This window comes from Bacillus sp. CCB-MMP212, assembly GCF_022748145.1.
GTDB classification, from domain to species: Bacteria; Bacillota; Bacilli; order Bacillales; family Bacillaceae_G; genus Bacillus_A; species Bacillus_A cereus.
Window position 1 is genome coordinate 219,575 of the sequence record NZ_JALDQE010000006.1, and the last position, 24,466, is coordinate 244,040.

Genomic DNA, 24,466 nt, shown 5'->3' on the forward strand with positions numbered 1-24,466 from the left:
TGTTTGGACCAAATGCATCGAGTATAGAAAACAACAAGAGAAAGAGGAGATTATTTATGAAGAAGAATATGTTGAAAAAATGTGCTGCCCTAGTAACTACTGTTGCATTGTCATTCTCGATACTTGCGGGATGTGATGCGAGTCCGAAACAAGTTGAGGCAAAAAGCAATCAAAAACCAATCTTAATTCAAGGGCCAATGCCGATAGAAGCAGAAAAGTTTGCGAAAAGGCTAAAAAATGTGAAAGAAGAAAAGTCTGGAACTTTTGTATTTTATAAAGGAACTGTCGACAATTATCCTGTAATCGTTGCGAAAACAGGTAAAGGAATGGAGAATACAGCAGCTGCTACAGCGGTGGCTATTGAAAAATATAAACCTACAGCAATTATTAACCAAGGAACATCAGGTGGACATGATCCAAATTTAAATGTATTTGATATTGTGTTAGGAAAACAAGTTGCAAATATAGGTTCATTAAAAACGACCAATATGGATGAGAACAAAGGAATTGAGCCGACAAAATGGATATCTATGGACTTAATGGCTTCTGAAGGAAGTGCAGGAGAAGATCCAAATGCTGAGAAAATCCGATACTACGAAGGAGATAAGGAATTACTTGCAGCGGCTCATGCAGTGAAAGATAAATATACAAAAGGTAAAGTAGTTGAAGGTACGATTGGTTCAGCAGACGTTTGGAATAACGAAGTTGATAGAATTAAGTGGTTCCATACAAAATACGGTACATCTGTAGAAGAAATGGAAGGAGCTGCTGCAGCTCAAATCGCAAAAGCTTATGACGTCCCGTTTTTAGGGATTCGAGTATTATCTAATAATAAAACAAACGGTGGGAAATACAACCCAAATACAGCAGCGGCAAATCAAGAATATGTATATGAAGTAGTTAAAAAATATATAGGTTCAATGCAAAGTAAATAGTAGTAGTTCTGTTCCAGCATAAACGTCAAGTAACTGTAAATGTTTTCGAGACGGATAAACTTGTCTTAGGAATGGTAGTTGAAAAAGAAAAGCTTGTTTCTTATAGAAAATATAAGAAACAAGCTTTTTTATTTAAAATAAATTGGGTAATTAAACTATAACATCAATATATACCGTTGAATATCATAATAATATAATGGAGGTGATGTTATATGGCTCTTACTACAGGACCAATTGAAAACGTAGGAAATCAACCTGCTAATGCAAATAGAGTTAGGGTAAAAATCCTTAACCGTACTGCGGGCCCACTTACTGGAGTAGCTAGAGTTTTTAGACTTGACGGTTCATTAGTATTAATTGAACAGGTAAACTTCAATGTAAATTCTAATGCTTCTACTTTTGCAACTCTAAGTTTAGTTCATCCTGCTCTTGGACAAGCATTTGAATATGAAGTTCAAATTGTTCCTAATCAACCTGGTGGACTATATAGTGTTTATGGACTAACAGCTGACAGTGTTATCATTACTGCACAACGTATTGTGAACTCAGAATTGACACAGTTTCTTTAATTAAAATAGATTGGTGCCTACATGGTATCCAATCTATTTTTGTACGTATTATTCAGAGAAAGAAAGGTTTTACACAAAAATAAAGACAGTTATGGAAAAAGGAAAAGTCGAGCTATCATCTTGATTTTTATCCCGCTATTTGCCGGGCAGTAAGACCACCACCTCAAAATTCAGCGGAAGCAAAGAAGTTAGGTGAGGGAGGAACGAAATCCCACTGATTAAAGTTTCACTTTATCTGTTTTGTGGCACGGTTTTCTTTGAATGCTTTTTATTCAAACTGTTTTTTTAAGTATTTATCAAATATGCATTATTGCATAAATAAATTTAAATTTATAAGTTAATATTAAACTACTTTTTAATTGTAAAGAATATTTTAATAATCTTTACGGGAGAAGGATATTTCTTGTTAAAAGTAAAATTGTTTGGAAAGTAGATAAACAAAAAGTTTGGAAATGATATAAACTCAATAGAGTTTTGTATTAAATAAAAAGAAAAGGGTGGGTATGGGTTTCTAAAAGTTTTGGGGGGAGAAAGCATTTTTTAGTTAGTAGCTTCAAATTATATTTTAAAGGGGAATGGGTATATGAAGTTTCGAAATACAAAGATTGCTATGATTACGCTATCTTCATTTTTTATTTTAGGTTCTGCATCTCTATCATTCACAGATACTATACACGGTGAAGTAGCTTCTGCATCAGCACAAGAGATTATTGTAAAAAGTTATGACGATACATATTATAATAACGCAATAGGAAAAACGGGCTTAGAATTAAAGAAGGAACTGCATAATATTATTGATAATCATACAAAGTTATCATACAGTGCGGTTTGGGAAGCACTAAGAGATACTGATGAAGATCCAAATAATAAAAATAATGTGATACTCTTATATACTGGTCGTTCGCAAGGGAAGCTTACGAATGGATCAGGAGTAAATAACTGGAACCGTGAGCATGTTTGGGCAAAATCTCACGGTGACTTTGGAACGACTGCAGGACCTGGAACAGATCTACATCATTTAAGAGCGACGGATGTATCTGTAAATAGTTCACGAGGGAATTTAGATTTTGATAATGGTGGTGTGAATCATTCTGAAGCGACAGAATGTAAATATGATAGTGATTCTTGGGAACCTCGTGATAGTGTAAAAGGAGATATTGCTAGAATGCTGTTTTATATGGCTGTTCGTTACGAGGGGGACAACGGCGAAATAGATTTAGAACTAAATGAAAAAGTGAATAACAATAAAGATCCATACATGGGGAAACAATCGGTTTTATTAAAATGGAATGAACAAGACCCGGTCGATGATTTAGAGCGAAAGCGTAATGAAGTGATTTTTACAAAATATCAACATAACCGCAATCCTTTTATTGATCATCCTGAATGGGTAAATAAAATTTGGAACTAAGATTTTTAAAGGTATTATATTTTGATAGAAGGGATTGATCATTATGATCAATCCCTTCTTATATTTTTACTAGAATAAATGATTTTTATAGGATTGAAGAGGAGAATAGGATAGATATTTTAACAAGTTAATTATATATGGGTATTTTAGTACGGTCCCCACTCAATATTCACCCCAACAATAAGAAAAACAAGTCCAATGATAAACCAAATGAGTGCAAGTGGAGCCATGAAACGAATCCATTTTCCATAAGAAATCCCGCTCGCTGCGAGAACGCCCATTAAAACACCAGAAGTTGGATTTAAGCAGTTTACTACACCTTCCCCAAGCATAACAGCCTGTACTGTAACTTGGCGTGTAATGTGCATGAAATCAGCTAATGGAGCTAATATCGGAATAAAAATAACCGATTCTCCTGTCCCGGATGAAATAAGGAAATGTAATGCGGCACTACTTACGTACATACCGATAACGCCAAATACAGGGCTTTGTCCTTCAAGAGCTTGTGCGAGTTGGTTAACGATTGTATCAAGTAATTTGCCTTGTTCTAAAATGACTGAAATACAACGAGCCATTCCGACGATTAAAGCACCGTATATGAGATTTTGGCAACCTGCTAGAAAAGTAGAAGCGATATCGTTTGCTTTCATACCACCTATTATTCCGGCTGTAATTGCTATGAAAATAAAAGTAGCGGTCATTTCTGCGTCCGTCCAATGTAGACGAAAAGCGCCTATTAAAAATACAATTAACGATAAAGCTGAAACGAGTAAAATTAATTTATGACGTATCGTCCAAGGAACTTCTTTTTTCTCTGTTTCTTTTTCGCTTGAAAGAGCGTTACTTGGAAACCAGTTGTCGCCAAGAATGCTTCCTTTATTCGATTTTTTCAAGCGCTTTACATACCAATTAATATAAAGGATAGTGGCAAGTAAAAAAGATATATAGATTGCGGTGCGTAAACCAATCCCGGAAAACATCGGAAGTTCTGCGATCTTTTGTGAAATGCCTAAAGGTGAGGGAGATAAAATAGTAGCATTAAAACCAGCATAAGTGCCTAAATAAATAATTGCTACACCGACGATAGCGTCCCATTTTAACGTGCGTGCAACGATGATACCGATGGGGATAAAACCGATAACTGAGTTAACGATAATACCAGTCGTTCCAAGAATAGAAAAGAGCGCAGCAACTATACAAATGAAAAGTAATTGCTGATTCCGAAATTTGTTAATAACATGATAGATTAAACCGTCAAGAGCACCTGTTTTTTCAAGAATTGCAATAGCTCCACCTGTAAATAAAATTAGAAAGATAATAGGAGCAGCAAGTGTCATTCCTTTTTCAATAGCGGTAAAAAAAGAAACAAATCCTACGGGTGATTGCGGAACAGAATGGTAGCTACCTGGTATTGTCGTTGTAACGGTCCCGTTTGTAACCCTTTTAAATTCTCCAGCAGGAACGAAGTACGTAGCAATGGCGCAAAGTAAGGCAATAAAAAATAGTAGTACGTACGCATCAGGCATTTTAAACTTTTGTTTACTAGGTTGTTTTTTTGCCTCAGTTTGTATTTGCATAAAATCCCTCCTTCTTCACTTGATTAATTTTTAATATTCTGAATTTAATCTGTGAAATAGATTATAATAAAGGTAGCTTCTTAAGGCAATAGTTTTTGTATCCTTTTCCCGCACATACAAATTATTGCAATATTAGACAGGGAAACGATAATAAGCCAAGAATATGTTATGTAGAAAGAAAAAGGAAAAGAGGGAACAAGATGTGGAAAACTACTGATTTATGTGATGAATTTGAAAAGGAATTACAAATATGTCGACAGTCTTTTCGGTCTTTTGGGAAGAAAGAACAATTCTACGGAAAAATTGCAACTGTAAAAGTGAAAGATGATAATGTACTAGTGAAGGAAGGATTGCAGACATTACCAGAAGGAACAGTATTAGTTGTTGATGGCGGAGCGTCTACGAATTGTGCGTTACTCGGTGATAATTTGGCAGCTATTGCGGAAGAAAGAAAGCTAGCAGGAATTATTGTGAATGGGTATGTTCGTGATTCTAGTGAACTAAAGAATATTAATATTGGTATTTTAGCATTAGGAACGATGCCAAATAGAAGTGTGAAAGAAGGAAAAGGAGAACGAAATATTTCATTGCACTTTGGACAAGTAGAATGGAATCCAAATGAATATGTCTATGCGGATGAAGATGGCGTCATTATTAGTGAAAAGAGTTTACATAGTTAAGAGTTAATAAGTTATTATTCTTAGAAAATAAATCCGATAAAGCATGGACAAAATTCTTTGTCAATAGTAAAATAATACAGAAATTTAAAATTTACAGAATGTATAGGTTTATCGTTTTACGATAACTTAAATGGAAGTAAGTTGTGCCAAGAAAAGTGAATGTTATCACAATGATACGTTCATAAACAAAATTATTTTTCCTATACAAATATAGCCGCGAATAATGCGGGTAGGAGGTGTTGTACATTTTTGTTCGACACTTACAAAAAGAGAGTGTCAATCGCACGCCTTTGAAGGGCCTTTTTTTGTGTAAATGGTAGTAAGGGAGGAAATTTTGGGATGGCAATGTTGAAAAAATGGCTGCTTACGTCTTTAATGGCAGTGACACTTGTATTTGTTTCTTTTGCGAATACAGTACATATTACGTTTGCTGAAGGAAATACAGCAAAACTTGCAATTATTGGGGAATCACAAAAAGGCATTATGTTATGTCCGAAAGAAGAGCAAATTAAAGATGGGGAAACAGCTTTAAGTTTGCTGCAAAAGGTCATGGGGGACAAAGTAGAATCTGAAACGATGTCGTTTGGAACATATGTAAAAGGCATCGATGGTTTAATGGCCGGAGCTACAAGTGGTTGGACATACGATGTAAATGATACATCTGCACAAGTTGGGGCAGATAGTTATAAATTAGAGTCTGGTGATGTGGTTGTATTCCGTTTTGTTTCAGACTGGAGCAATATGAGCCAGGAAACATTGAAAGAAACGTTAGATAAGTTCGGAACGTGTAAAACAGAAGAACCTAACGGTGGCAAACCAGAAGAACCAAAGACGGATGATCCAAAACAAGAAAAACCAGAAGAACCGAAGACGGATGATCCAAAACAAGAAAAACCAGAAGAACCAAAGACGAATGATCCAAAACAAGAAAAACCAGAAGAACCAAAGACGGATGGTTCAAAACAAGAAAAACCAGATGGTACAAAAACAAATGATGAAAAACCAGAACAACCAAAGCAAGAGAACATTCAAGATCCAAGTGCACAATTAAACGAAGCCATTTCTAAAACATCAGACAAGATGTTACAAGATGGAATTGAAAGTGATTGGGTAGCTGTAGCGCTTTCTCGTTCTGGAAAGAATGTGCCAATTGAGGCAAAATTAAATTATGTTAAGTCAGTAACTGAAAAAGTAGAAAAGCGCATTAATCGTTTTTCAGCGACAGATTTAGCTAGAACAATTATTATGATGAATGCAATGAATGCAGACCCTAAAAATGTAGGTGGACATAATTTAGTTCAAAAATTGTATGAGTCAGATAAAGTGAATTCTGTTACAGGTTATGCATTTGCTTTACTTGCATTTGATACGAAGAAGTATGAGATTCCAGTTGAATCAAAATGGAACAGAGTTGCTCTAGTGGAAGCACTGTTAAATAATCAGCATACAGACGGTGGATGGACTTATAATAGTTCAGGTAGTAAAGATAGTGCTAGTAGCGTTGATGTAACAGGTATGGTTTTATCAGCATTAGCTCCTTATCAAGAGCGATCAGATGTGAAACCAGCTATACAAAAAGCTGTTGCGTATTTATATAACGAACAGCTGCAAAATGGCGGTTTTTCAGCTGATGGACAAGAAAATTCAAATAGTACTGCGCAAGCAATTATTGGATTATCGCTTGTTAAAGATGTAGATCAAGATCGTCTTCATAAGGCAATGCAAAACCTATTATCATATCAACTTTCAAATGGTGAATTTAAATGGTTACCAAGTGATCAAAATGGTAACGGAATGGCTACAGAACAGGCTCTTTTAGCATTACTTCAATTTAAGGAAATGGGAAAATCTATTTATGATTGGTCTAATGTAGACGCTGGTGATGTAATTAAGCCAAAACCGATTGAAGAGCCAGAAAAGGTCGTTGAACCAGAAAATAATGTAGTAGAAAAAGAAGTTACTGAAGAACCGAAAGAACAAAACCAAGTACAACAAGAAACAAAAGATGAAAATCTAAAAGTAGTTGTAGATAACGAACCGGTTAAGAATAAAAAAATCGGAAACGGTAACAGTCTACCAAAAACAGGAGCATCTTCTCATAGTGCAGCAACAGAAGTAGGTATGGGTGTATTATGTATTGCTTCTGCATATGTATTATGGAGACGTAAAGCAGCTTAACAAAAAATTAGGAGCAATTATTTGCTCCTAATTTTCGTATGAAAGGTGAGAGATAGGATGAGTAAGGTGAAATGGTTCATTTTTTTACTGCTTTCGCTTGGGCTACTTGCCGGATGTGAAGAGGCAGCTGTAAAGCCTGAGAAGAAGGTAGAACCGAAGCAAGAAGAGGTAGCGAAACAAGAAGAACAAAAAGATGAAGCGAAGCCGGAAGAAAAAACAGAAGAAAAGCAAGCTGAATCAGAGCAAAAGCAGCAAGAAGAGCAGAAAGAGAAACAAGAACAAAAAGTAGAAGAGAAGCCGAAAGAGGAAAAGCCGCAGGCACAACCAGAGGTAAAGAAAGAAGAGAAACAACAGGAACAACCGAAAGAACAGCCGGCTGTAAATAAGCAACCAGAGCAGCAACAAGCACAAGAAGAGAAACAACAACCGAAAGCACCAGAAGTAAAAGAAGAAGCAAAGGTTGTGAATCAGCCGAAAGAAACACCGAAGCAGGAGCAAAAGAAAAAGTCAGAGGAGAACAATAGTGTACCAGCTCCACCAACACCGGTACCACCACCAAATCCAGTGCCACCACCAGTACCACCAGTACCACCAGTACCTAAAGCAAAACAAGTAACAATCTCGGTAAAAGGAAATAACGGATATATAATGGGTGCGAAAAAGATGGATGTACAAGATGGCGATACTGTGTATAAAGTATTACAACGTACAGGATTAGATGTTGATGCAAGCGGATCTAGAGATAGTATTTATGTAAAAGGTATTAATGATTTATATGAAAAAGATATTGCGGATACTAGTGGATGGAAATATCGTGTGAACGGTGCTTTTCCAAACCATAGTGCTGGTGTAGCTACGGTAAAACCAGGAGATACAATTGAGTGGGTATACGTATTACAATAAGAAAGGCATTCGGTAAAGGGCTATGAAAATAAGTTTTTCTTCTTTACATCCTTTTGTGAATTTTTTCTATTATATCGGGGTGATGATACTATGTATGATGTGTCTTCATCCTCTTTTTTTAATTGGAGCAATAGTATTAATTATTATGTTAAATGTGATGCAAGGAAATAGCGAAAAGATAAGAAAGATGTTACCGAGCACAATTGTTTTCTTTTTTATGGTAATTTTATTTAATTCGTTATTAACGCATAGAGGTCGAACTACGTTGTTTTGGTTAGGTGATAGCCGTATTAAGCTTGAGGCGATTATGTTTGGAATAGTAATGGGGTTATTACTAGTTGCAGTTATGTTTACGTTTGCGTCATACAATGATATTATTTCCAGTCATAAATTTTTATATTTGTTTTCAAGAATTTCACCGAAAGTTGCATTGTTAACGATGATTACAGTGAGATTTGTTCCTTTGTTTATAAGGCGATTAAAGAAAATCACACTTGTTCAAAAGACGAAAGGTGTGCAGGTAGATTCAGGTTCGATAATTGAACGCGTCAAAAATGGTATGCAATTGCTGCAAGTATTATTAATTTGTTCATTGGAAGATGCACTGCAAACGGCAGATTCTATGCAAGCTCGTGGATTTGGTGTAACGAAACGTACGACATATATTCGCTATAGAATGGAAAAACGAGATTGGTATACGCTCAGTTATTTAAGTATTCTATTTATAATTGCTATCATATGTAGTACGTATGGCGGAGGAAAGTTAATCATTTATCCGAAAGTCGAATCTATTTTATTTCAGCAATACGATGGGATGATGTTTATCGTATTTACGATGTTTATTAGTTTACCAATTATAATGGAAGGAAGGGAATGGTTATGGTGGCGCATGCAGAAATAAACAATTTATCATTTGTATATGCTGATGAAAACGAAAAAGCGTTACAGCATATTTCTCTTTCTGTTCAAAAAGGAGAGTTTATTGCACTTGCCGGCGGATCAGGATCCGGGAAGACGACTTTATTAAAACATTTTAAAAAAGAATTACTTCCAATTGGTAAGCGTACTGGGGATACATATTATGATGGTACTTTATTAGAAAATGTACCTGATTTGTTATCTGCTCAAGAAATTGGTATGGTATTTCAAAATCCAGAAAATCAACTCGTAATGGATACAGTTATTCAAGAATTAGCATTTTCTTTAGAAAATATTGGGTTACCATCACATATTATTCAAAAACGAATAGCAGAGCTTATTAGCTTTTTAGGATTTCAAGATTTATTGCATCAATCTGTTCACACGTTATCTGGTGGGCAAAAGCAACTTGTTAATTTAGCTGCGGTATTAGTTATGCAGCCAAAGTTATTATTATTAGATGAACCGACAGCACAATTAGATCCAATTGCTGCAAAAGAGTTTTTAGGATTATTAAAACGGATTAATGAAGAACTTGGAATTACGATTATTTTAAGTGAACATCGTTTAGATGAAGTTATCCCGCTTGCAACACGCGTTGTTTGTATGGATAACGGCTGTATTATGTATGATGGTAGTCCTAAAACTGTTATTACGAATATGTGGGGAGTAGAAACATTCCGTCCATTTATTCCGCAAATTCCAAGGCTATTTTTAGAGTGGAATGTGAGAGATATTCCGTTTACGGTGCGAGAGGCGCAAATGAAAATGAATAATTTTTCAGCGATATCATATGTAAATGAGCCAATAGCACAAAGTGAAAAGCAAGAGGTAATTTTAAGCGCAGAGCATATTTCATTCCAGTACGAAAAAAATAGTCCGCTTATTTTACGTGATTTATCAGTTTCGATTGAAAAAGGAAAATGGGTAGCGCTCGTTGGGAAGAACGGTACAGGTAAGTCTACACTGTTAACAATTTTAGCAGGATTACAAAAAGCGAGAAGAGGGAAAGTAAAGTGGAACGGGAAAGTGATACATAAAATCGATTCGAAAGAACGGTTTAAAAGTATTGGGTATGTATCGCAGCATCCATATTATCATTTTACATTTGATACAGTGTGGGATGAGGTGTATGAACGTGCACGTGAATTATATGGAGAACAAGGAAAAGAAATAGCAGAAGATACGCTAAAACAGTTTTGGTTGTATTCGCTTAAAGAACGCCATCCGCATGATTGTAGCGGAGGAGAGCAACAACTTCTTGCATTATGTACAACGTTATTATCAAAGCCAACGCTATTATTACTTGATGAACCGACAAAGGGGTTAGATCCATGGAAGAAAGAAAGAGTAGGAGAACTATTTAGGGAGCTGCAAAAAGAAGGTACAACAATTGTAATGGCAACGCATGATATTGAGTTTGCAGCGAAATACGTGGATCAATGTATGATGTTATTTGATGGAGCAGTTATTATGAATGATGCACCGAAAGAATTTTTTAGTGGTAACTTCTTTTATACAACATCTATTAATCGATTCATTCGAAAAGAATTGCCATATGCATTAACGTGGGAGGATGTGTACGAAGCGTGTCCAAACGATATGTTGCATTCATAATAGGTATTTTTGCAGTAATAATAGGCACATTACTCTTTACTACATTTATTATGGACGGTTATTACATGTTAAGTAGTTTGTTTTTATTAGTTGTTATTATGTTACCTTTCTATATCCGTTTTGAAAGGAAGGCGTTTGTTTCACGTGAAATTGTTCTCGTTGCTGTATTAGCGGCAATTGCAGCAGTTAGCCGCGTACCATTTTCTATTTTACCGAGTGTACAACCAACTTCTTTTGTTATTATCGTTTCTGCAATTGTGTTTGGAAGTGAAGCGGGTTTTATGATCGGTGCAACAGCAGCGATTGTGTCTAACATCTTTTTAGGGCAAGGTCCGTGGACGCCGTGGCAAATGTTTTCATGGGGTATGATTGGTTTTATAGCTGGATTATTGCGCAATACATTTTTAATGAAAAAGCTATGGGGAAGACTCCTGTACGGATTGTTTGTTGGATTTTTATTTGGCTGGATTATGAATTTCTGGGGACTTCTCGGTTTTATACGAGAGGCAACGTGGGAAACAGTCATTTCGTATTACATCGCAAGTTTTTATTTCGATTTGAGCCATGCAATTTCGAATGTTGTCTTCTTACTATTATTTAGTACTTCTTGGATTACGATTCTCACAAGATTTAAAAAGAAATACGGTATATTAGATAAGCATAACATAGCATAGAAAAGCATACTCATATAAGGTAGGGTCGCGACTTACATATTCGTTTGCCTCTTTCATGCTTCTTACATATTGTAAGGAGCATTTTTTATTGTCAAAAAATAGTCCAATATATATCCGTTACTATATAAAATTATTCGTATAATAATAGGTGAGAACTATTTTCAAAAGGGAGGTGTATAGTTAATGAAGTTAGTTATTCCGAAGCAACATGGTGCATGGGCGATGCTTGCTATACCATTTCTATTAAGTGTCATACTTGGAAAACCTACTATATATCACATTCCATTGTTTATAGCTTGGTTCTTTATCTATTTAGCTACGTATCCATTCCTTATGTACATAAAGCAAAAACGAAAAAAAGAGTATTTACATGCTTCAATTGTATATTTTATTATTGCGTTCGTATTTGGGATGATTTCTCTATTATATGAATGGCGCATTCTTTTATTCGTAATAGTCATGATTCCACTATTTATAGTAAATATGCATTATGCTCGTCAAAAAAATGAAAGGGCACTATTAAATGATATTTGTGCGATCATTGTGTTTTGTGTTGGTGGGTTAATTAGTTATTATTTTTCAATGAAACAAATCGATCATACAGCATTATTCATTGCACTTATTTCATTCTTATACTTTTTAGGTAGTACGTTTTATGTGAAAACGATGATACGTGAGAAAAATAATCCGAAGTATCGTTTTATATCTTGGGGTTATCATATTCTATTAACAATCATTGTATTTGCAATTAATCCGTGGTGCTCCCTTATTTTTATACCAAGTGTCATTCGAGCCATTATATTGTATGGCAAAAAAATTTCTATTATAAAAGTAGGGGTTTTAGAAATTGTGAATTCTGTATATTTTTTAATCATAACGGCAATAATTATGAAGTATGCCATTTGAAAAAACTTCCCACCTTATGATGGGAAGTTTTTTCAATCTTGTTCTAAAATGTGAACGGTGTAATCGCAGCGTTGAATAGCTTGTTCGATCGCATAAAGGGATTGCTCAATACGAGCGCGATTAAAATCTTTTTCAACAGTCTGTAGTGCTTCTTCTAAACAATGTTTTGCTTCTTGTAATGATTGAAAAGAATCTTGTACATATCCGCGAGCATTTTGATGCATTTCATAATCCTCCTTGCATATTCATATATGTATAGTATGAACAGTAAAGAAGAAAATATTATTTGTTATATTTGTTTGACAATTAAAATGAAATTACGTATAGTAAGAATTAAGTGAATATTTTCTTATCCAGAGAGGTGGAGGGACTGGCCCGATGAAACCCAGCAACCGCGATGCAGGTGCTAATTCCAGCAGAACATATTTGTTCTGGGAGATAAGACGAAGATATATACGTAACTTCTTCTTATCGGAGAGGTTTTTTTGTTGCAAAAAAACCGATTACGAAAATTTATATTAAGAAGAAAGGGGTTGCGCATTGCTGTGACACTCGAAAAATACGTAAAACTGCGTAGTACAGTTTATGAATATATGATAGAGCAAGATAAGCCAATATCATTGTTAGATATTCAAGAACATATCGTTTCGCATCATGAAGGAAAATTCACGAAAAAGATGTTACATCAATTTTATTTATCAAGACTATTAGATGAACTGAAACTGGATGGGAAAATTACATTAGCTGATGAATATCTCTATACTGAAAAAGGGGTATTTTATAAGGCGAGAAAAGGGAGCTAAGCTCTCTTTTTTTTTAAAATAACGGAGTATGTAGAGTAAAAGACTGCTTAAGCAGCCTGATACAGGGAATGGTGTTGAGTGTGTAGTGTCAAAAATTGAATGTGCCTGAAAGAGGCAATTCGTATCGGCTGCAAATGAAAAGAGACACCTTCGCCGAATAGGTGTCAGTCGTTTTGCAAAATAGACTTGCTATTTAACAGTTCTTAGAATAACATGCAGGGTTTTGGAAGTCAAAAGGGAATTAAAGGAAGGGATACAATTATGTACGCTTACTTATTAAAAGATATAACGAAATGGATCCCAAAGTACGTTGTAGATAAGGGATATGAATATTATGAAGATGGACATGTAGAAGATGTTGAAATACAAGATAACAAAGTGTTTGCTTTCGTTACTGGAAATGCAGGGAATTATGAAGTAGTTATCGATCTCGAAGATTTTTCAAAAAGTAGTTGCGAATGTCCTTATGAAAATTATTGTAAACATATGGCGGCAGTTGTTTATGATATTCAAGGTGCTGGTGAGAGTGCAGTTAAAGAGAAACTGAAAGATTTAGAAAAAGAAGAGTTACTTACTGTATTAAATCGACTGTTGCAAAGTTCGAAAAACGTACAAATTGTAGAGAAGTTATTAAAGAAGGGGTAATTTTAACGATAGAGGGAGTTGTTTTGTAGTGAACGTACTGATTATATACGCTCATCCTAGTCCTTCAAGTTTTAACGGGGCAATTTTAGAGCATGTGCAAAAAGGGCTACAGGAAACAAATCATTCGGTTACGTTGCTTGATTTATACAAGGAACAATTTGATCCGGTACTTGTATTCAATGAAGAGAAGAAAAGACGTGATTTAATAAATGAAGAAGAGACAGCGCGGTATAGAAAATTAGTGGAAGAAGCAGATACACTTCTCTTTATATATCCGATATGGTGGTGGGGGATGCCAGCTATTTTAAAAGGTTTTATTGACCGTATTTTCGTAGCTGGATTTGCTTATAAATATGAAGGGGCTCTGCCGAAAGGATTATTGCAAGGGAAAAAAGCGTGGGTTATTAATACGTTAGACTCACCTCTATGGTACGTCGCATTGTTATATCGATCAGCAGATTGGATTATGATGAAGAGAGGTGTTTTACGTTTTTGTGGCATTCGTGATATAAAACGGTCAGTGTTTCAATCTGTGAAAACGAGTAAAGTATCAAAGCGTGAAAAATGGTTATTACAAATAGAAGAAAAGGCTCGTACATTATGAATGAAGTCGATCGTATTATAAACTGTTGTCAGTATGATAACGAACTTTTTCGAAAGTATATTACGTGTTTACTTCAATTGAAAAAATGCAGCGATACATTTCAACAAATTCAAATAGAGTTAAGAAATGATTATTTAATAAGAGGGATTTGTGAAAGAGAAGTTGATGAGGTAGTACGGGGAAGTAAAGAATATGAAATGCATTTTCTTCCTAAAGTATTACAGTGGAATTTCTTGAGGGAAAATCCACATTTAATTGAAAGAGTGTGTGAAGATTTTTTTGCGTTTGAGTCATTACATCTTACGGACATAGAGTGGAAGACAGTTATAAAATTCATGGGAAATGAATGATTTATTATGTAAAAAAGCTAGTATAAAACTAGCTTTTCGTTTAAATAAATAAAAAGCATAGACTAATGATGAAACCTGCATATAGTAAGTTAATAACGCAAAATCCCATAATGTCACGAGCACCTAAACCAGCTATCGCTAATGCTGGTAATGCCCAGAAAGGTTGAATTAAATTCGTCCAAGCATCGCCCCACGCAATGGCCATTGCAGTTTTTGCAGCAGGTACACCAAGTTCAGCGCCAGCTGGAATCATAATTGGTGCTTGCACGGCCCATTGACCGCCACCAGATGGAACGAAAATATTAACGATACCAGCACTTAAAAAAGTAAAGAGCGGGAAAGTTGATTCGTTTGAAATGCTAATAAAGAAATTAGAAATAGCTCCTCCAAGTGAAAGTCCTTCACTATTTGCTCCAATCATCATGCCCATAATTCCTGCGTAAAACGGAAATTGAAGTAAAATGCCAGAGGCACTTTTCGTAGAGTCTGAAAAAGCGCGAATATACTGAATCGGAGTGCGGTGGAAAATAAGTCCAGCAATTAATAACATAAAAATCACGATATCGAGAGTAAGATTAAATCCTTTCGTATAAAAGTAATTGAAAATATAAATGAGACCTAACAATCCAACACAAAGTGTAATAATGATGCTATTTTCCATTTTTTCAGCGAATGTATTTTTTTCTACTTCTTGAGCAGCAGCTTCTTCATGGAACACGCTAGGATCTACAGTTATCGTATGTTTTTCATCTGGATGCATCGCTTTATTAATGAGAGGCATCGTAACGAGAAAAATAATAACTGGAACGAGAGCGTATGGTGAGAATAACGTTTCTGTTATCGGAATTGCCTCTTTAATACTTCCAGCAGTCGTTTTAATTAACGTTTCACCGCCTGTTGCTAACGTAAGAGGGATAGAGGCAGAAAGACCGGCATGCCAAATGAGAAATCCAGAGTAAGAAGAGGCAATTGCTAGTCTATAATCTAATCCGTCCAGTTGCCTTGCCACTTCTTTTGCGTATAAAACAGATACAACAATTCCAAAGCCCCAGTTTATGTATGCACCAAGTAAACTTACAATGGAAATGGCAATAATACCTTGTCCATTCGTTTTCGGTAGTCTGGCAGCTTTCGTTAATCCTTTTTTAATAAGAGGAGCATTTGCTAAAGCAGATCCAGTCACGAGTACAAGTGCCATTTGCATAGAAAAGGCGAGGAGTCCCCAAATTCCATTACCCCAGTGATTAATCATTTCTACAGGTGTTTGGTGAGTCGCAAACATACCAAAGAAGATAACGAAAACAGTTAGTAAACATGATAAAATAAACGGTTCTGGCAAGAAGCGCTGCACTAAGGCGACGCAACCATTTGTAAAGGAACGAAACAAAATAGATCAACCTCCTTATGTATATGTATTACAATTATTCGAGGTTGTTTCGTTCATAACCTTTTAGAATCGGAAAATTCTGATATTTTAAAAGGGATTGAAATATTTTCAATAAGAGTAGTACCATCATCACCCTGACAAAAAAATGATGGTAGCGGCATATAAGCAAATATTCTATACCGTAAGTGCTGAGCTACCTAACAATCCATCCAATTTGTTTGATAATAGTGTTTACTTTTGATGAGTTAACTCGTAAAGGAGTAAGTCATTCAGCTCCACCTGTTATGGTTTCAAATGTAGCTTATGGTAGAACGATTTATGTAAAATTAGAAACAACATCTAAGAGCAAAGATGTACAAGCTGTTTTTAAATCCTTACTTAAGGATAACAGCGTTGAAACAAGTGGACAGTATAAAGATATTTTTGAAGAAAGTACCTTTACTGCTGTAGTATTCATATTTCTTATGGCTGTATCAATGTTTTTAATGATTGCATTTCCCATTATTAAATCCCCATAAATATAGTCTATCTTAGGTTGATAGTGATGCATGGTGCCTCCATGTATGTAAATGCATCTTGTCGAAATTATTAAAAAGGGGAATCTTTCTATTTGAAGAACTAATAATTGATTGTCAATATGTATTAGAAATCTCAATCTAAACTAAAGGAGAACAAAATGGGACAAAACAATAAGGGCTTTTCTGAAACAGGATTGCGCAAAATGCGCAATATATTGGCGCGGCATGTCGATTCTGGAAAGATTCCTGGGCTCGTCGCCTTAGTCAGCCGAAAAGGCGAGACGCACGTTGAAGCACTTGGAACAATGAGGCATGATGGTGGTGCACCAATGCGTCGGGACACGATTTTTCGATTGGCGTCCACTAGCAAGCCAATCGCAGTTTCACCAGTAATGGTTTTGCTCGATGAGTGCAAACTGCATTTAGACGACCCAGTAGACAAATGGCTACCGGAACTCGCCGACCGGCAAGTGTTGAAACGACCCGATGGCCCGCTAGAAGAGACCGTCCCAGCACGGCGTCCTATCACTGTACGAGACTTGTTGACCTCCACATTCGGGCTCGGAGTGGATCTCACGTTGATGGGTTCTCCAATCATGAACTCGTTCTTCGAGAGTGGGATATTCGACACGCCAGGGCAGGATATGCCCGATCCAGATGAGTTTATGCGTCGCCTAGGTGCACTTCCGCTAAGCTATCAGCCCGGAGAGCGGTGGCAGTATCATATCAGTATAGAGGTAATCGGCGTTCTTGTTGCCAGGGTCACGGGTCAGACGTTCGAGTCGTTCTTGCACGAACGCATATTCGATCCGCTAGGAATGAAGAACACTGGATTCTACGTACCTCAGCTCAAGATTGATCGGCTTCCACCAGCCTTCACCCCCAATCCGGAGACAGGTGAATTCATCGTGTGGGATGAGGGGGCGGGTGGACGTTACAGCAAACCTCCAGCATTCCAAGCAGGCGGTGGTGGACTGCTTGGAACCGTCGACGATTATCACGCGTATTTGCAGATGCTTTTGAATAAAGGGATGCACGGCAGTAAACGGATCCTGTCTAGGCCCGCAGTACAGCTGATGACCACCAACCGTCTTACTCCGGAACAACAAGTATACCGAGACGATTTGGCCAAAAATAACGTCCATTTGTCGTTCGGACAAGGGATCCAAGGTGGCTGGGGCTTTGGGATGGCGGTGCGTACCTATCTTGGAGACTACGCGTCTATCGGTCAATTCGGCTGGGATGGTGGAACCGGTACTTCAGCTTACGCTGATCCAGATAAACAGTTTATTGGAATTCTGTTCACCCAGGTTGGGATGTCGACTCCGGCCCCATCGCATCTTATCCAAGACTTCTGGACCACGGCCTATCAAGCGATCGAAGACTAGGGTATCGTTTAAAGGAAAACGCCAAAACGGATAGATAATCATAGGCTTGATGGGCATGATCACCACCATGGTTAAAAGTGAAGTACTGCGGTAACAGTTAGGCATTATTAATAATAGCACAACAAAAACTCCTCTTGAATGCAAGAGGAGTTTTTTATTGGGAATAGTAAGGATGAGGGGAGGTGCATTACATATGGGAAAAGGTAGAAGTAATAATGCAGGTAAAAAGCAACCAAATTTCGATGATTCATCTAATTTCGCTAAACAAAGCCAACCGACAGAAAAGAAGAAGAAGTAAAAAAAGGATCTCTCTTTATCAAGAGAGATCCTTTTTTATTATATTGACGTTTTAGCACAACAGATTGAGTGTTCAATTAAATAGCCATAACTGTGCAAGGTTTAAACTCCTGCTTCCACTACCGTGGAAGCTTCTCCAAATGATGTGCAATATCAATATACATATTTGAGTAAACTGAATGTATTTCATTACTTGGCATAGCGTTAGAAGAGAAGTGGACAATTACCATATTTGCTTTCGGATCGATGTAAAGTGTTTGTCCGTAACTACCTAACACTTCAAAAGCACCCTGTTCATTGTGGGGAATCCACCATTGATTATGATAAGAAATGGAAGCTCCAGGGCTAATTGCAAGTTCACCTTCTTGGACATTTTTTATATCTTCAGTAATAGAAGAAGGGAGAATTTGTTTTCCGTTATATTCCCCGTTGTTTAATAGTAATTGCCCGAATCTCGCCATATCTCTAGCAGTTGCATTTAAGCCAGCGCTTGCTTGTTCTATTTTCGTTTCATCTGTAACGTAATACGCGTTTTCTTCCATACCAATTTGAGACCAAATTCGTTCGCTAACATTTTTAGCTAATGATTTGCCAGTGATAGTTCGAATAACCCAAGCGAGCGTTTCTGTTGATCCGTTATTGTAAGAAAAGGCAGAACCAGGCGGTGCAGTTTCTTCGGCTTCTCGTAACATATCATAAATTTTCATCGGACCATCGTAATTTTTGCCGCGGGGTAAAATATTGCTAGCTAAATATAATTGTGCATCTTGATTTTCTAGCCCAGGTTGCTCATATCCATGAGTAGGATATTCAGCTGAAACTTGCATGTCCATTAATTGCTGAAGTGTGGCATTACCGAACGGTGTATTTTTTAATTCTTTTATATATGTGTCAGCTGTTTTTTCTAAGTTAATACGTTTTTCTTCAGCGAGAGATTGTATAATTGCCCCGGTAAAGACTTTTGCTAATGATGCCATACCATGAGGTTCATTCTGTTTATACCCATTGAAATATCGTTCATAAACAAGTTGTCCATTATGTACAACGACAAAAGCATCTGTTTTGTTATCGTCTAAAAGTTTTTTTAGAGGAGTTGTATTTCCGAATCTACGCTCCACAGCAAAATCGTCTAAGTTTTGCAATGCGAAAGGGAAGTGAGCAATTTGGTCAGGCTTGTTTTTTACGTCATTAACTAAAGTGAATTCTTTCATATGGGTATACGACCAACGTAAGTAAGGGTCATTTAACCAGTTTTCTTTTGTCACATTATGTTTTGATGGGGTCGTTTTATTTTGTTTGAAGTAAGTAAACCCAAGCCCTGTAATTACAAATATGAATGTTAGTAAAAGTAAGAGTAGGGGAGATTTTTTTAGTTTCATATATGGCCCTCCTTTTTATTTCTACTATAAGTATACGCTCGTCTTGAAGGAAATACAAAATAAGGAAAGTAAACGGGGAAGTTTACTTTCCTTATTAACGTTAAGCGGAAATTTTTCCGTCTGTAGGTTGTTTTTTGAATTTTTGTTTTCGTCCGTGTAATCCATAATATAAAAGTAAAGTGAAGGCAACGATAATAGCTGCGATAAAATACATATTATGATAACTAGATTTCGCTGCGACAATACCTAAAATGAAAGAACCAAAGCCAATACCACTATCAAAGAATGAGAAATACGTAGCTGTCGCAGAACCACGTCTATGGTTTGGAGCAGCAGAAATCGCAATCGTTTGGAAACTCGGAATTAATGTTCCGTAACCTAAACCGATTAGCATACCTGCGCCAAGGAACCAAAATGAAGTTTGTGCTTGGCTTAATATGAACATTCCGATTGTGAAAATAATGATAGCAGGGTAAACAAGTACATTTTCACCGAAGCGATCAAAAATCTTTCCTGTAAATGGACGAGAAATGACAACGACAAGTGCATATACAATGAAGAAATAACTTGCAATTTCACTTAAACCGAGTTCTTTCGCATAAATAGGAATAAAGGATAAAATACCACTATAAGAAAAGGCTAAAACAAATCCTGTAAGTGCAATCGGAATAGAAGATGGTTCGATTAAGTCTTTCCATTTCATTTTTTCACGTTTTTGTTTGCTCACAGGTGCTTCATGCGGAATATTTACAAGTAGTCCTAATAAAAATGCAAGTAATGAAAATACGGAACAAACGATAAATAACACAGTAAACGAAAAATGAGAAATAATTGTTAAACCTAAAAAAGGACCAATTACCATCGGCAGACTCATAAATACGCCGAAATATGCAAGTGCTTCGCCTCGTCTATGAGCTGGCGCAACATCAGTTACAATCGTACCAGTAGCTGTCGTTGCCATCCCGAACCCAATACCGTGCAAGAAGCGAAGGGCAAGTAATAAGAATAAACTTTGCGCACCGAAATACATAACAGTAGCGGCTAAAAATAATGAAAGTGAAATAAATAATATTTTCTTTCTTCCTAAATCATCGAGCCATTTTCCTGTGAATGGTCTACATAAAACAGAAGAAATAAGAAACACAGTTGCAACTAAACCAATTTCCTCAGGTTTTCCTTTTAGGCCGTCTATTACATAGACAGGCAGAGTAGTCATAAGCATGTAAAATGTTAAGAAGAGAAATAGACTACTAAAACAAGTTCCGAGGAAATCCTTCGTCCAAAGTTTCTCACTTTGCATCGTCATCCCTCCAATTTAATCTAAATTTTTAATAATTTGTTGTAACACTTGAAATGCTTGATGTAAATCATCTTCATTAATACCTTCTAGCGTTTTTTCTTCGAAAGTATCAACTTCTTCTTGCCATACTGGAATCATCTTTATCGCTGTTTCGGATAAAGAAATGAGCTTCTCGCGGCGATCTTTACCTTCTGTACGAATAATCCATCCCATCGTTTCCATACGTGTTAACGTACGAGTCATCGTTGGTGATTCAACATTTAAATATTGGCATAATTCTGTTTGCGTACAAGAACCAGTTTGATTAATGCGGAAAATAACAGCCCACTGCGCACTAAATAACCCAGTTGGAGATACACGTTCATTAAATTTCTTCGTAAACTTTCGAGAAGTCTGGCTGACGATATGAAAAAAATGTTGTTTTTCGTCCATGTATTTTGATCCTTTCAAATTAGTTACCTAGCTAACTATATACTTTTTTATAATAATTGTCTAGTAATAGACATGTTGATTTATGTAAAAAATTCTTATAGGTTTTATGTTGCGAACGTATATTCTACGTGCTATTCTTTAATTAAGTAAAGAATTTTCTTTCTATTAAATAGAATGGGGGAACTTGTGATGATTAAGCCTGCAACAATGGAGTTTGTTTCACTATCGAACGGAGAAACGATTGCATATCAGGAAGTTGGAAGGCGAAATACAGATATTCTTGTACTCATTCACGGGAACATGACATCGTCACAACACTGGGATTTAGTCATTGAAAAGTTGCAAGATCAATATCATATTTACGCTCTTGATTTAAGAGGATTTGGACAATCAACATATAATAAGTCGATAGATTCATTACAAGATTTTGCAGAAGATGTAAAATTATTTATCGACGAGTTAAAGCTAGAGAAATTCTCATTAATGGGCTGGTCAATGGGCGGTGGTGTTGCGATGCAATTTACAGCGAATCACCCAACTTTTGTAGAAAAGTTAATTTTAGTAGAATCAGTAGGAATGAAAGGATACCCAATCTTTAAAAAAGATACGAATGGGCAGCCAATCGTATCAAGTTTAGTAAAGACGAAAGAAGAAATTGCGCAAGATCCAGTACAAATCGCTCCAGTATTAGACGCGATAAAAAATATGAACAAACTATATTACCGTACAGTATGGAATCTATTAATATATACACATAATCAACCTGAACCGGACCGTTATGAAAAGTATTTAGATGATATGTTAACGCAACGTAATTTCGTAGATGTGAATTATGCGCTCATTACATTTAATATTTCAGATGAACATAATGGGGTTGTAGAGGGAAGTAAGCAAATTCATCATATTAAAGCTCCAACGCTTGTCATACAAGGTGATAGAGATTATGTCGTACCGCAAGTAGTCGGTGAGGAATTAGCGAAACATTTGCCAAATGCAGAGTTGAAGGTGTTAGAAGATTGCGGACACTCACCGTTTATTGATTGTTTAGATGTATTTATAAAACATGTAGAAGATTGGCTAGAATAGAAAGAATCCCCAAAATGAAAAGTTTTGCATATACTATAACATTTGTATGTATAAGGGGAGATTATCAATGCATAAACCATCCTTAATCGCTTATTCGCCATATGATCATCATATCTATACAAAAATAATGATAGATCCGATGTATATGCAAGTTTCACCAGCTGTAGTCCCTTTACAAATGCAGCAGCCACTAACAGCTCATATGCAACATTACTTATATGGATCTTCATTTTATGAAAATCCATATTTTAAACACTTTCATTACAATGTGAAAGCGCAAGTTTGGGAAGGGTAGGAAGCTAAAAGGTTCATTCTTTTAGCTTCTTTTTTATTGTGAATATTCGTACACGCATTTGAAAAAACAGTTTATAATGAAAAGTGGAAGCGTGAGAAGGAGAGGGACAAAGGATGTCAATGCGTTTTACATTTTGGATTATGGTTGGGATTGTAGCGATTTCTGGTTTATCACAAGGAATGCTCTTACCTGCCATTGCAATGATTTTTGAACAAGAAGGGGTTAGTTCAAGTATTAACGGTATTCATGCGACGGCATTGTACATCGGGATATTAGTTATTTCGCCGTTTCTTGAAAAACCGATGCAAAGGTTTGGAATGAAGCCAATTATTGTTATAGGTGGGTTTCTCGTTATTATTTCATTATTCTTTTTTACACAAACATTTTCGTTTTGGGTATGGTTTATCCTTAGATTTCTAGTTGGAGTCGGAGATCATATGCTTCATGTCGGAACACAAACGTGGATCACGACAACATCAGACCCAAGTAAAATAGGGAGACAAGTATCGATATACGGTGTATTCTTCGGAATTGGTTTTGCTGTTGGTCCGTATTTAGCAAGCACTGTGCAGTACGGTCTTGCGACACCATTTATTATATCTACTATACTTTGTTTAATAGGTTGGCTTTTACTACTTCCAACAAAAAATGCATTCCCAGCGCAAGATGAAAGAGAAGTGAAGAGTGAATCATCATTTTCTCGTTATAAACAAGTTGTTGGATTAGGGTGGATTGCGTTACTAGGACCACTTGCATACGGTGTACTTGAGGCGATGTTAAATAGTAACTTACCAGTATACGGACTTCGTAAAGGGTGGTCTGTTTCAGATGTATCCTTCTTATTACCAGCATTTGCAGTTGGGGGTATTATTACACAGATTCCGCTCGGTATATTGAGTGATAAATACGGAAGGGATCGTATATTAACGTGGACGTTTAGCATAAGTACGGGCATTTTTCTACTTGCCGCCGTATTTGATCAATATTACTGGATCGTCTTTGCCTGCATGCTTTTAGCAGGTATGGTTATTGGATCGTGTTTCTCTTTAGGGCTTGGATTTATGACTGATTTATTACCGAGACATTTACTACCGGCAGGTAATATATTATCCGGAATCGCTTTTAGTTTAGGAAGTATTATGGGGCCTGTATTAGGCGGCGTATTTATAGAGAAAATACAGTATACAAGCTTTTTTATTGCGGTTATGATTATAATGGGAATTCTAGCAATGTTATATATGGTCTACATGAAGAATCAATTCGCATCAAGAAAAATAGAAAGTAGGTTAGGGCATGACAAAACAACCTAATAAAAAGAAATTTGAAGTACTAGAAAATGAAACAATTACAGACTGCTTAACACGTATGGAGCAAGAAGGCTACGCTCCGTCTCGTCGTATGGAAGAGCCGATCTTTCATGAAGTAAAGAAAGACGGCAAAACAGTAGTTGAGCCGTGCGGTAGGAAGATTGTTTTTGAAGGGAAATTGAAGTAATCCAATAACAAATTCTCTTTATCGTATAGAGCCATCCAATAGCTGGGTGGCTTGTTTTTTTATTAATCAATGAAGGAATTAATTAATTAAAATGAATCTCCCTTTCATTTCTCCTAATTG

The 24,466-nt window shown here is 36.3% G+C and carries 25 protein-coding genes, 1 pseudogene and 1 riboswitch; of the genes and pseudogenes, 20 read left to right on the forward strand and 6 right to left on the reverse strand.

The features are described from left to right. The first annotated feature begins 56 nt into the window (after positions 1-56). The 3 genes from MRP26_RS18595 to MRP26_RS18605 all read left to right on the forward strand — a co-directional run bounded on the left by MRP26_RS18595 (position 57) and on the right by MRP26_RS18605 (position 2,915). A complete protein-coding gene (locus MRP26_RS18595) occupies positions 57-935 on the forward strand; it encodes a 5'-methylthioadenosine/S-adenosylhomocysteine nucleosidase (protein WP_000739930.1) in 879 nt (292 codons plus the stop codon). 212 nt (positions 936-1,147) lie between these two features. Beyond that, the gene (locus tag MRP26_RS18600; protein ID WP_001229424.1) at positions 1,148-1,504 is read left to right on the forward strand and encodes a hypothetical protein; all 357 of its coding nucleotides are present in this window, start codon (positions 1,148-1,150) and stop codon (positions 1,502-1,504) included. 583 nt (positions 1,505-2,087) lie between these two features. Further along, positions 2,088-2,915, forward strand: a complete 828-nt coding sequence (locus MRP26_RS18605) for an endonuclease I family protein (RefSeq protein WP_000672184.1) — start codon at positions 2,088-2,090, stop codon at positions 2,913-2,915. 146 nt (positions 2,916-3,061) lie between these two features. On the opposite strand, the gene MRP26_RS18610 is transcribed toward MRP26_RS18605, so the two are convergent. Then, complete coding sequence (locus tag MRP26_RS18610; RefSeq protein WP_001166978.1) at positions 3,062-4,492, reverse strand: YfcC family protein; 1,431 nt, start codon at positions 4,490-4,492, stop codon at positions 3,062-3,064. 200 nt (positions 4,493-4,692) lie between these two features. Between MRP26_RS18610 and rraA the strand changes: the two genes are divergently transcribed. The 7 genes from rraA to MRP26_RS18645 all read left to right on the forward strand — a co-directional run bounded on the left by rraA (position 4,693) and on the right by MRP26_RS18645 (position 12,368). After that, the gene (gene rraA, locus MRP26_RS18615; protein ID WP_000266049.1) at positions 4,693-5,172 is read left to right on the forward strand and encodes a ribonuclease E activity regulator RraA; all 480 of its coding nucleotides are present in this window, start codon (positions 4,693-4,695) and stop codon (positions 5,170-5,172) included. Between the two features lie 339 nt (positions 5,173-5,511). Beyond that, entirely contained in the window at positions 5,512-7,350 is a 1,839-nt protein-coding gene (locus MRP26_RS18620) for a DUF4430 domain-containing protein (RefSeq protein WP_001241095.1), read from the forward strand. Between the two features lie 57 nt (positions 7,351-7,407). Continuing rightward, positions 7,408-8,253 (forward strand): DUF4430 domain-containing protein, encoded by an 846-nt coding sequence (locus MRP26_RS18625; protein WP_000048876.1) that lies wholly within the window; start codon positions 7,408-7,410, stop codon positions 8,251-8,253. A gap of 22 nt (positions 8,254-8,275) precedes the next feature. Further along, a complete protein-coding gene (locus MRP26_RS18630) occupies positions 8,276-9,154 on the forward strand; it encodes an energy-coupling factor transporter transmembrane component T (protein WP_015055161.1) in 879 nt (292 codons plus the stop codon). After that, the gene (locus tag MRP26_RS18635) at positions 9,127-10,788 is read left to right on the forward strand and encodes an ABC transporter ATP-binding protein (RefSeq protein ID WP_015055160.1); all 1,662 of its coding nucleotides are present in this window, start codon (positions 9,127-9,129) and stop codon (positions 10,786-10,788) included. Before MRP26_RS18630 ends, MRP26_RS18635 begins: the two co-directional genes overlap by 28 nt. Beyond that, complete coding sequence (locus tag MRP26_RS18640; protein WP_242806550.1) at positions 10,761-11,462, forward strand: ECF transporter S component; 702 nt, start codon at positions 10,761-10,763, stop codon at positions 11,460-11,462. The genes MRP26_RS18635 and MRP26_RS18640 overlap by 28 nt, the downstream gene beginning before the upstream one ends. 183 nt (positions 11,463-11,645) lie before the next feature. Continuing rightward, positions 11,646-12,368 carry a YwiC-like family protein gene (locus MRP26_RS18645; RefSeq protein WP_000779946.1) on the forward strand — a complete coding sequence of 241 codons (723 nt, stop codon included), beginning with the start codon at positions 11,646-11,648 and terminating at the stop codon, positions 12,366-12,368. 32 nt (positions 12,369-12,400) lie between these two features. On the opposite strand, the gene MRP26_RS18650 is transcribed toward MRP26_RS18645, so the two are convergent. Then, complete coding sequence (locus MRP26_RS18650; protein ID WP_000554029.1) at positions 12,401-12,592, reverse strand: hypothetical protein; 192 nt, start codon at positions 12,590-12,592, stop codon at positions 12,401-12,403. A gap of 122 nt (positions 12,593-12,714) precedes the next feature. Then, positions 12,715-12,813: riboswitch (SAM riboswitch) on the forward strand. 40 nt (positions 12,814-12,853) lie between these two features. Here MRP26_RS18650 and MRP26_RS18655 point away from each other — a divergent pair. From MRP26_RS18655 to MRP26_RS18670, 4 genes are all read left to right on the forward strand, one after another. Continuing rightward, positions 12,854-13,171: a hypothetical protein gene (locus MRP26_RS18655; RefSeq protein WP_002094089.1), complete on the forward strand. Its 318-nt coding sequence runs from the start codon at positions 12,854-12,856 to the stop codon at positions 13,169-13,171. A gap of 261 nt (positions 13,172-13,432) precedes the next feature. Then, a complete protein-coding gene (locus MRP26_RS18660) occupies positions 13,433-13,816 on the forward strand; it encodes an SWIM zinc finger family protein (RefSeq protein ID WP_000271534.1) in 384 nt (127 codons plus the stop codon). Positions 13,817-13,844: 28 nt separating this feature from the next. Then, positions 13,845-14,420: an NAD(P)H-dependent oxidoreductase gene (locus MRP26_RS18665; RefSeq protein WP_001101585.1), complete on the forward strand. Its 576-nt coding sequence runs from the start codon at positions 13,845-13,847 to the stop codon at positions 14,418-14,420. Next, positions 14,417-14,770 (forward strand): hypothetical protein, encoded by a 354-nt coding sequence (locus tag MRP26_RS18670; RefSeq protein ID WP_001006468.1) that lies wholly within the window; start codon positions 14,417-14,419, stop codon positions 14,768-14,770. The genes MRP26_RS18665 and MRP26_RS18670 overlap by 4 nt, the downstream gene beginning before the upstream one ends. A gap of 40 nt (positions 14,771-14,810) precedes the next feature. On the opposite strand, the gene MRP26_RS18675 is transcribed toward MRP26_RS18670, so the two are convergent. Continuing rightward, on the reverse strand, positions 14,811-16,157 hold the full coding sequence (locus MRP26_RS18675; RefSeq protein ID WP_053563982.1) for a short-chain fatty acid transporter: 1,347 nt from the start codon (positions 16,155-16,157) through the stop codon (positions 14,811-14,813). Between the two features lie 136 nt (positions 16,158-16,293). Between MRP26_RS18675 and MRP26_RS18680 the strand changes: the two are divergent. After that, positions 16,294-16,609 (forward strand): annotated as a pseudogene (locus MRP26_RS18680) (thiol-activated cytolysin family protein); the annotation flags it as partial. 224 nt (positions 16,610-16,833) lie between these two features. Beyond that, positions 16,834-18,063, forward strand: a complete 1,230-nt coding sequence (locus MRP26_RS18685) for a serine hydrolase domain-containing protein (RefSeq protein ID WP_242806552.1) — start codon at positions 16,834-16,836, stop codon at positions 18,061-18,063. Between the two features lie 416 nt (positions 18,064-18,479). On the opposite strand, the gene MRP26_RS18690 is transcribed toward MRP26_RS18685, so the two are convergent. From MRP26_RS18690 to MRP26_RS18700, 3 genes are all read right to left on the reverse strand, one after another. After that, a complete protein-coding gene (locus MRP26_RS18690) occupies positions 18,480-19,739 on the reverse strand; it encodes a serine hydrolase domain-containing protein (protein ID WP_242806553.1) in 1,260 nt (419 codons plus the stop codon). Between the two features lie 100 nt (positions 19,740-19,839). Next, positions 19,840-21,039, reverse strand: coding sequence for an MFS transporter (locus MRP26_RS18695; protein WP_001190333.1), 1,200 nt, complete (start codon positions 21,037-21,039; stop codon positions 19,840-19,842). A 15-nt stretch (positions 21,040-21,054) separates the two neighbouring features. Next, positions 21,055-21,471 carry a MarR family winged helix-turn-helix transcriptional regulator gene (locus tag MRP26_RS18700; RefSeq protein WP_000343680.1) on the reverse strand — a complete coding sequence of 139 codons (417 nt, stop codon included), beginning with the start codon at positions 21,469-21,471 and terminating at the stop codon, positions 21,055-21,057. A 189-nt stretch (positions 21,472-21,660) separates the two neighbouring features. Here MRP26_RS18700 and phaZ point away from each other — a divergent pair, with 189 nt between their 5' ends. The 4 genes from phaZ to MRP26_RS18720 all read left to right on the forward strand — a co-directional run bounded on the left by phaZ (position 21,661) and on the right by MRP26_RS18720 (position 24,346). Next, complete coding sequence (gene phaZ / locus MRP26_RS18705) at positions 21,661-22,557, forward strand: intracellular short-chain-length polyhydroxyalkanoate depolymerase (RefSeq protein WP_000594875.1); 897 nt, start codon at positions 21,661-21,663, stop codon at positions 22,555-22,557. 67 nt (positions 22,558-22,624) lie between these two features. After that, complete coding sequence (locus MRP26_RS18710; RefSeq protein ID WP_000549497.1) at positions 22,625-22,852, forward strand: hypothetical protein; 228 nt, start codon at positions 22,625-22,627, stop codon at positions 22,850-22,852. A gap of 113 nt (positions 22,853-22,965) precedes the next feature. Then, entirely contained in the window at positions 22,966-24,162 is a 1,197-nt protein-coding gene (locus tag MRP26_RS18715) for an MFS transporter (protein WP_242806555.1), read from the forward strand. Then, on the forward strand, positions 24,146-24,346 hold the full coding sequence (locus MRP26_RS18720; RefSeq protein WP_000166307.1) for an NETI motif-containing protein: 201 nt from the start codon (positions 24,146-24,148) through the stop codon (positions 24,344-24,346). The genes MRP26_RS18715 and MRP26_RS18720 overlap by 17 nt, the downstream gene beginning before the upstream one ends. The last annotated feature ends 120 nt before the right edge of the window (positions 24,347-24,466 follow it).

Coding starts and splice junctions, on each gene's coding strand:
- MRP26_RS18595 (WP_000739930.1), top strand. CDS start 57: ATGAAGAAGAATATGTTGAAAAAATGTGCTGCCCTAGTAACTACTGTT.
- MRP26_RS18600 (WP_001229424.1), top strand. CDS start 1,148: ATGGCTCTTACTACAGGACCAATTGAAAACGTAGGAAATCAACCTGCT.
- MRP26_RS18605 (WP_000672184.1), top strand. CDS start 2,088: ATGAAGTTTCGAAATACAAAGATTGCTATGATTACGCTATCTTCATTT.
- MRP26_RS18610 (WP_001166978.1), bottom strand. CDS start 4,492: ATGCAAATACAAACTGAGGCAAAAAAACAACCTAGTAAACAAAAGTTT.
- rraA (WP_000266049.1), top strand. CDS start 4,693: ATGTGGAAAACTACTGATTTATGTGATGAATTTGAAAAGGAATTACAA.
- MRP26_RS18620 (WP_001241095.1), top strand. CDS start 5,512: ATGGCAATGTTGAAAAAATGGCTGCTTACGTCTTTAATGGCAGTGACA.
- MRP26_RS18625 (WP_000048876.1), top strand. CDS start 7,408: ATGAGTAAGGTGAAATGGTTCATTTTTTTACTGCTTTCGCTTGGGCTA.
- MRP26_RS18630 (WP_015055161.1), top strand. CDS start 8,276: ATGAAAATAAGTTTTTCTTCTTTACATCCTTTTGTGAATTTTTTCTAT.
- MRP26_RS18635 (WP_015055160.1), top strand. CDS start 9,127: ATGGTTATGGTGGCGCATGCAGAAATAAACAATTTATCATTTGTATAT.
- MRP26_RS18645 (WP_000779946.1), top strand. CDS start 11,646: ATGAAGTTAGTTATTCCGAAGCAACATGGTGCATGGGCGATGCTTGCT.
- MRP26_RS18650 (WP_000554029.1), bottom strand. CDS start 12,592: ATGCATCAAAATGCTCGCGGATATGTACAAGATTCTTTTCAATCATTA.
- MRP26_RS18660 (WP_000271534.1), top strand. CDS start 13,433: ATGTACGCTTACTTATTAAAAGATATAACGAAATGGATCCCAAAGTAC.
- MRP26_RS18670 (WP_001006468.1), top strand. CDS start 14,417: ATGAATGAAGTCGATCGTATTATAAACTGTTGTCAGTATGATAACGAA.
- MRP26_RS18685 (WP_242806552.1), top strand. CDS start 16,834: ATGGGACAAAACAATAAGGGCTTTTCTGAAACAGGATTGCGCAAAATG.
- MRP26_RS18690 (WP_242806553.1), bottom strand. CDS start 19,739: ATGAAACTAAAAAAATCTCCCCTACTCTTACTTTTACTAACATTCATA.
- MRP26_RS18695 (WP_001190333.1), bottom strand. CDS start 21,039: ATGCAAAGTGAGAAACTTTGGACGAAGGATTTCCTCGGAACTTGTTTT.
- MRP26_RS18700 (WP_000343680.1), bottom strand. CDS start 21,471: ATGGACGAAAAACAACATTTTTTTCATATCGTCAGCCAGACTTCTCGA.
- phaZ (WP_000594875.1), top strand. CDS start 21,661: ATGATTAAGCCTGCAACAATGGAGTTTGTTTCACTATCGAACGGAGAA.
- MRP26_RS18710 (WP_000549497.1), top strand. CDS start 22,625: ATGCATAAACCATCCTTAATCGCTTATTCGCCATATGATCATCATATC.
- MRP26_RS18715 (WP_242806555.1), top strand. CDS start 22,966: ATGTCAATGCGTTTTACATTTTGGATTATGGTTGGGATTGTAGCGATT.
- MRP26_RS18720 (WP_000166307.1), top strand. CDS start 24,146: ATGACAAAACAACCTAATAAAAAGAAATTTGAAGTACTAGAAAATGAA.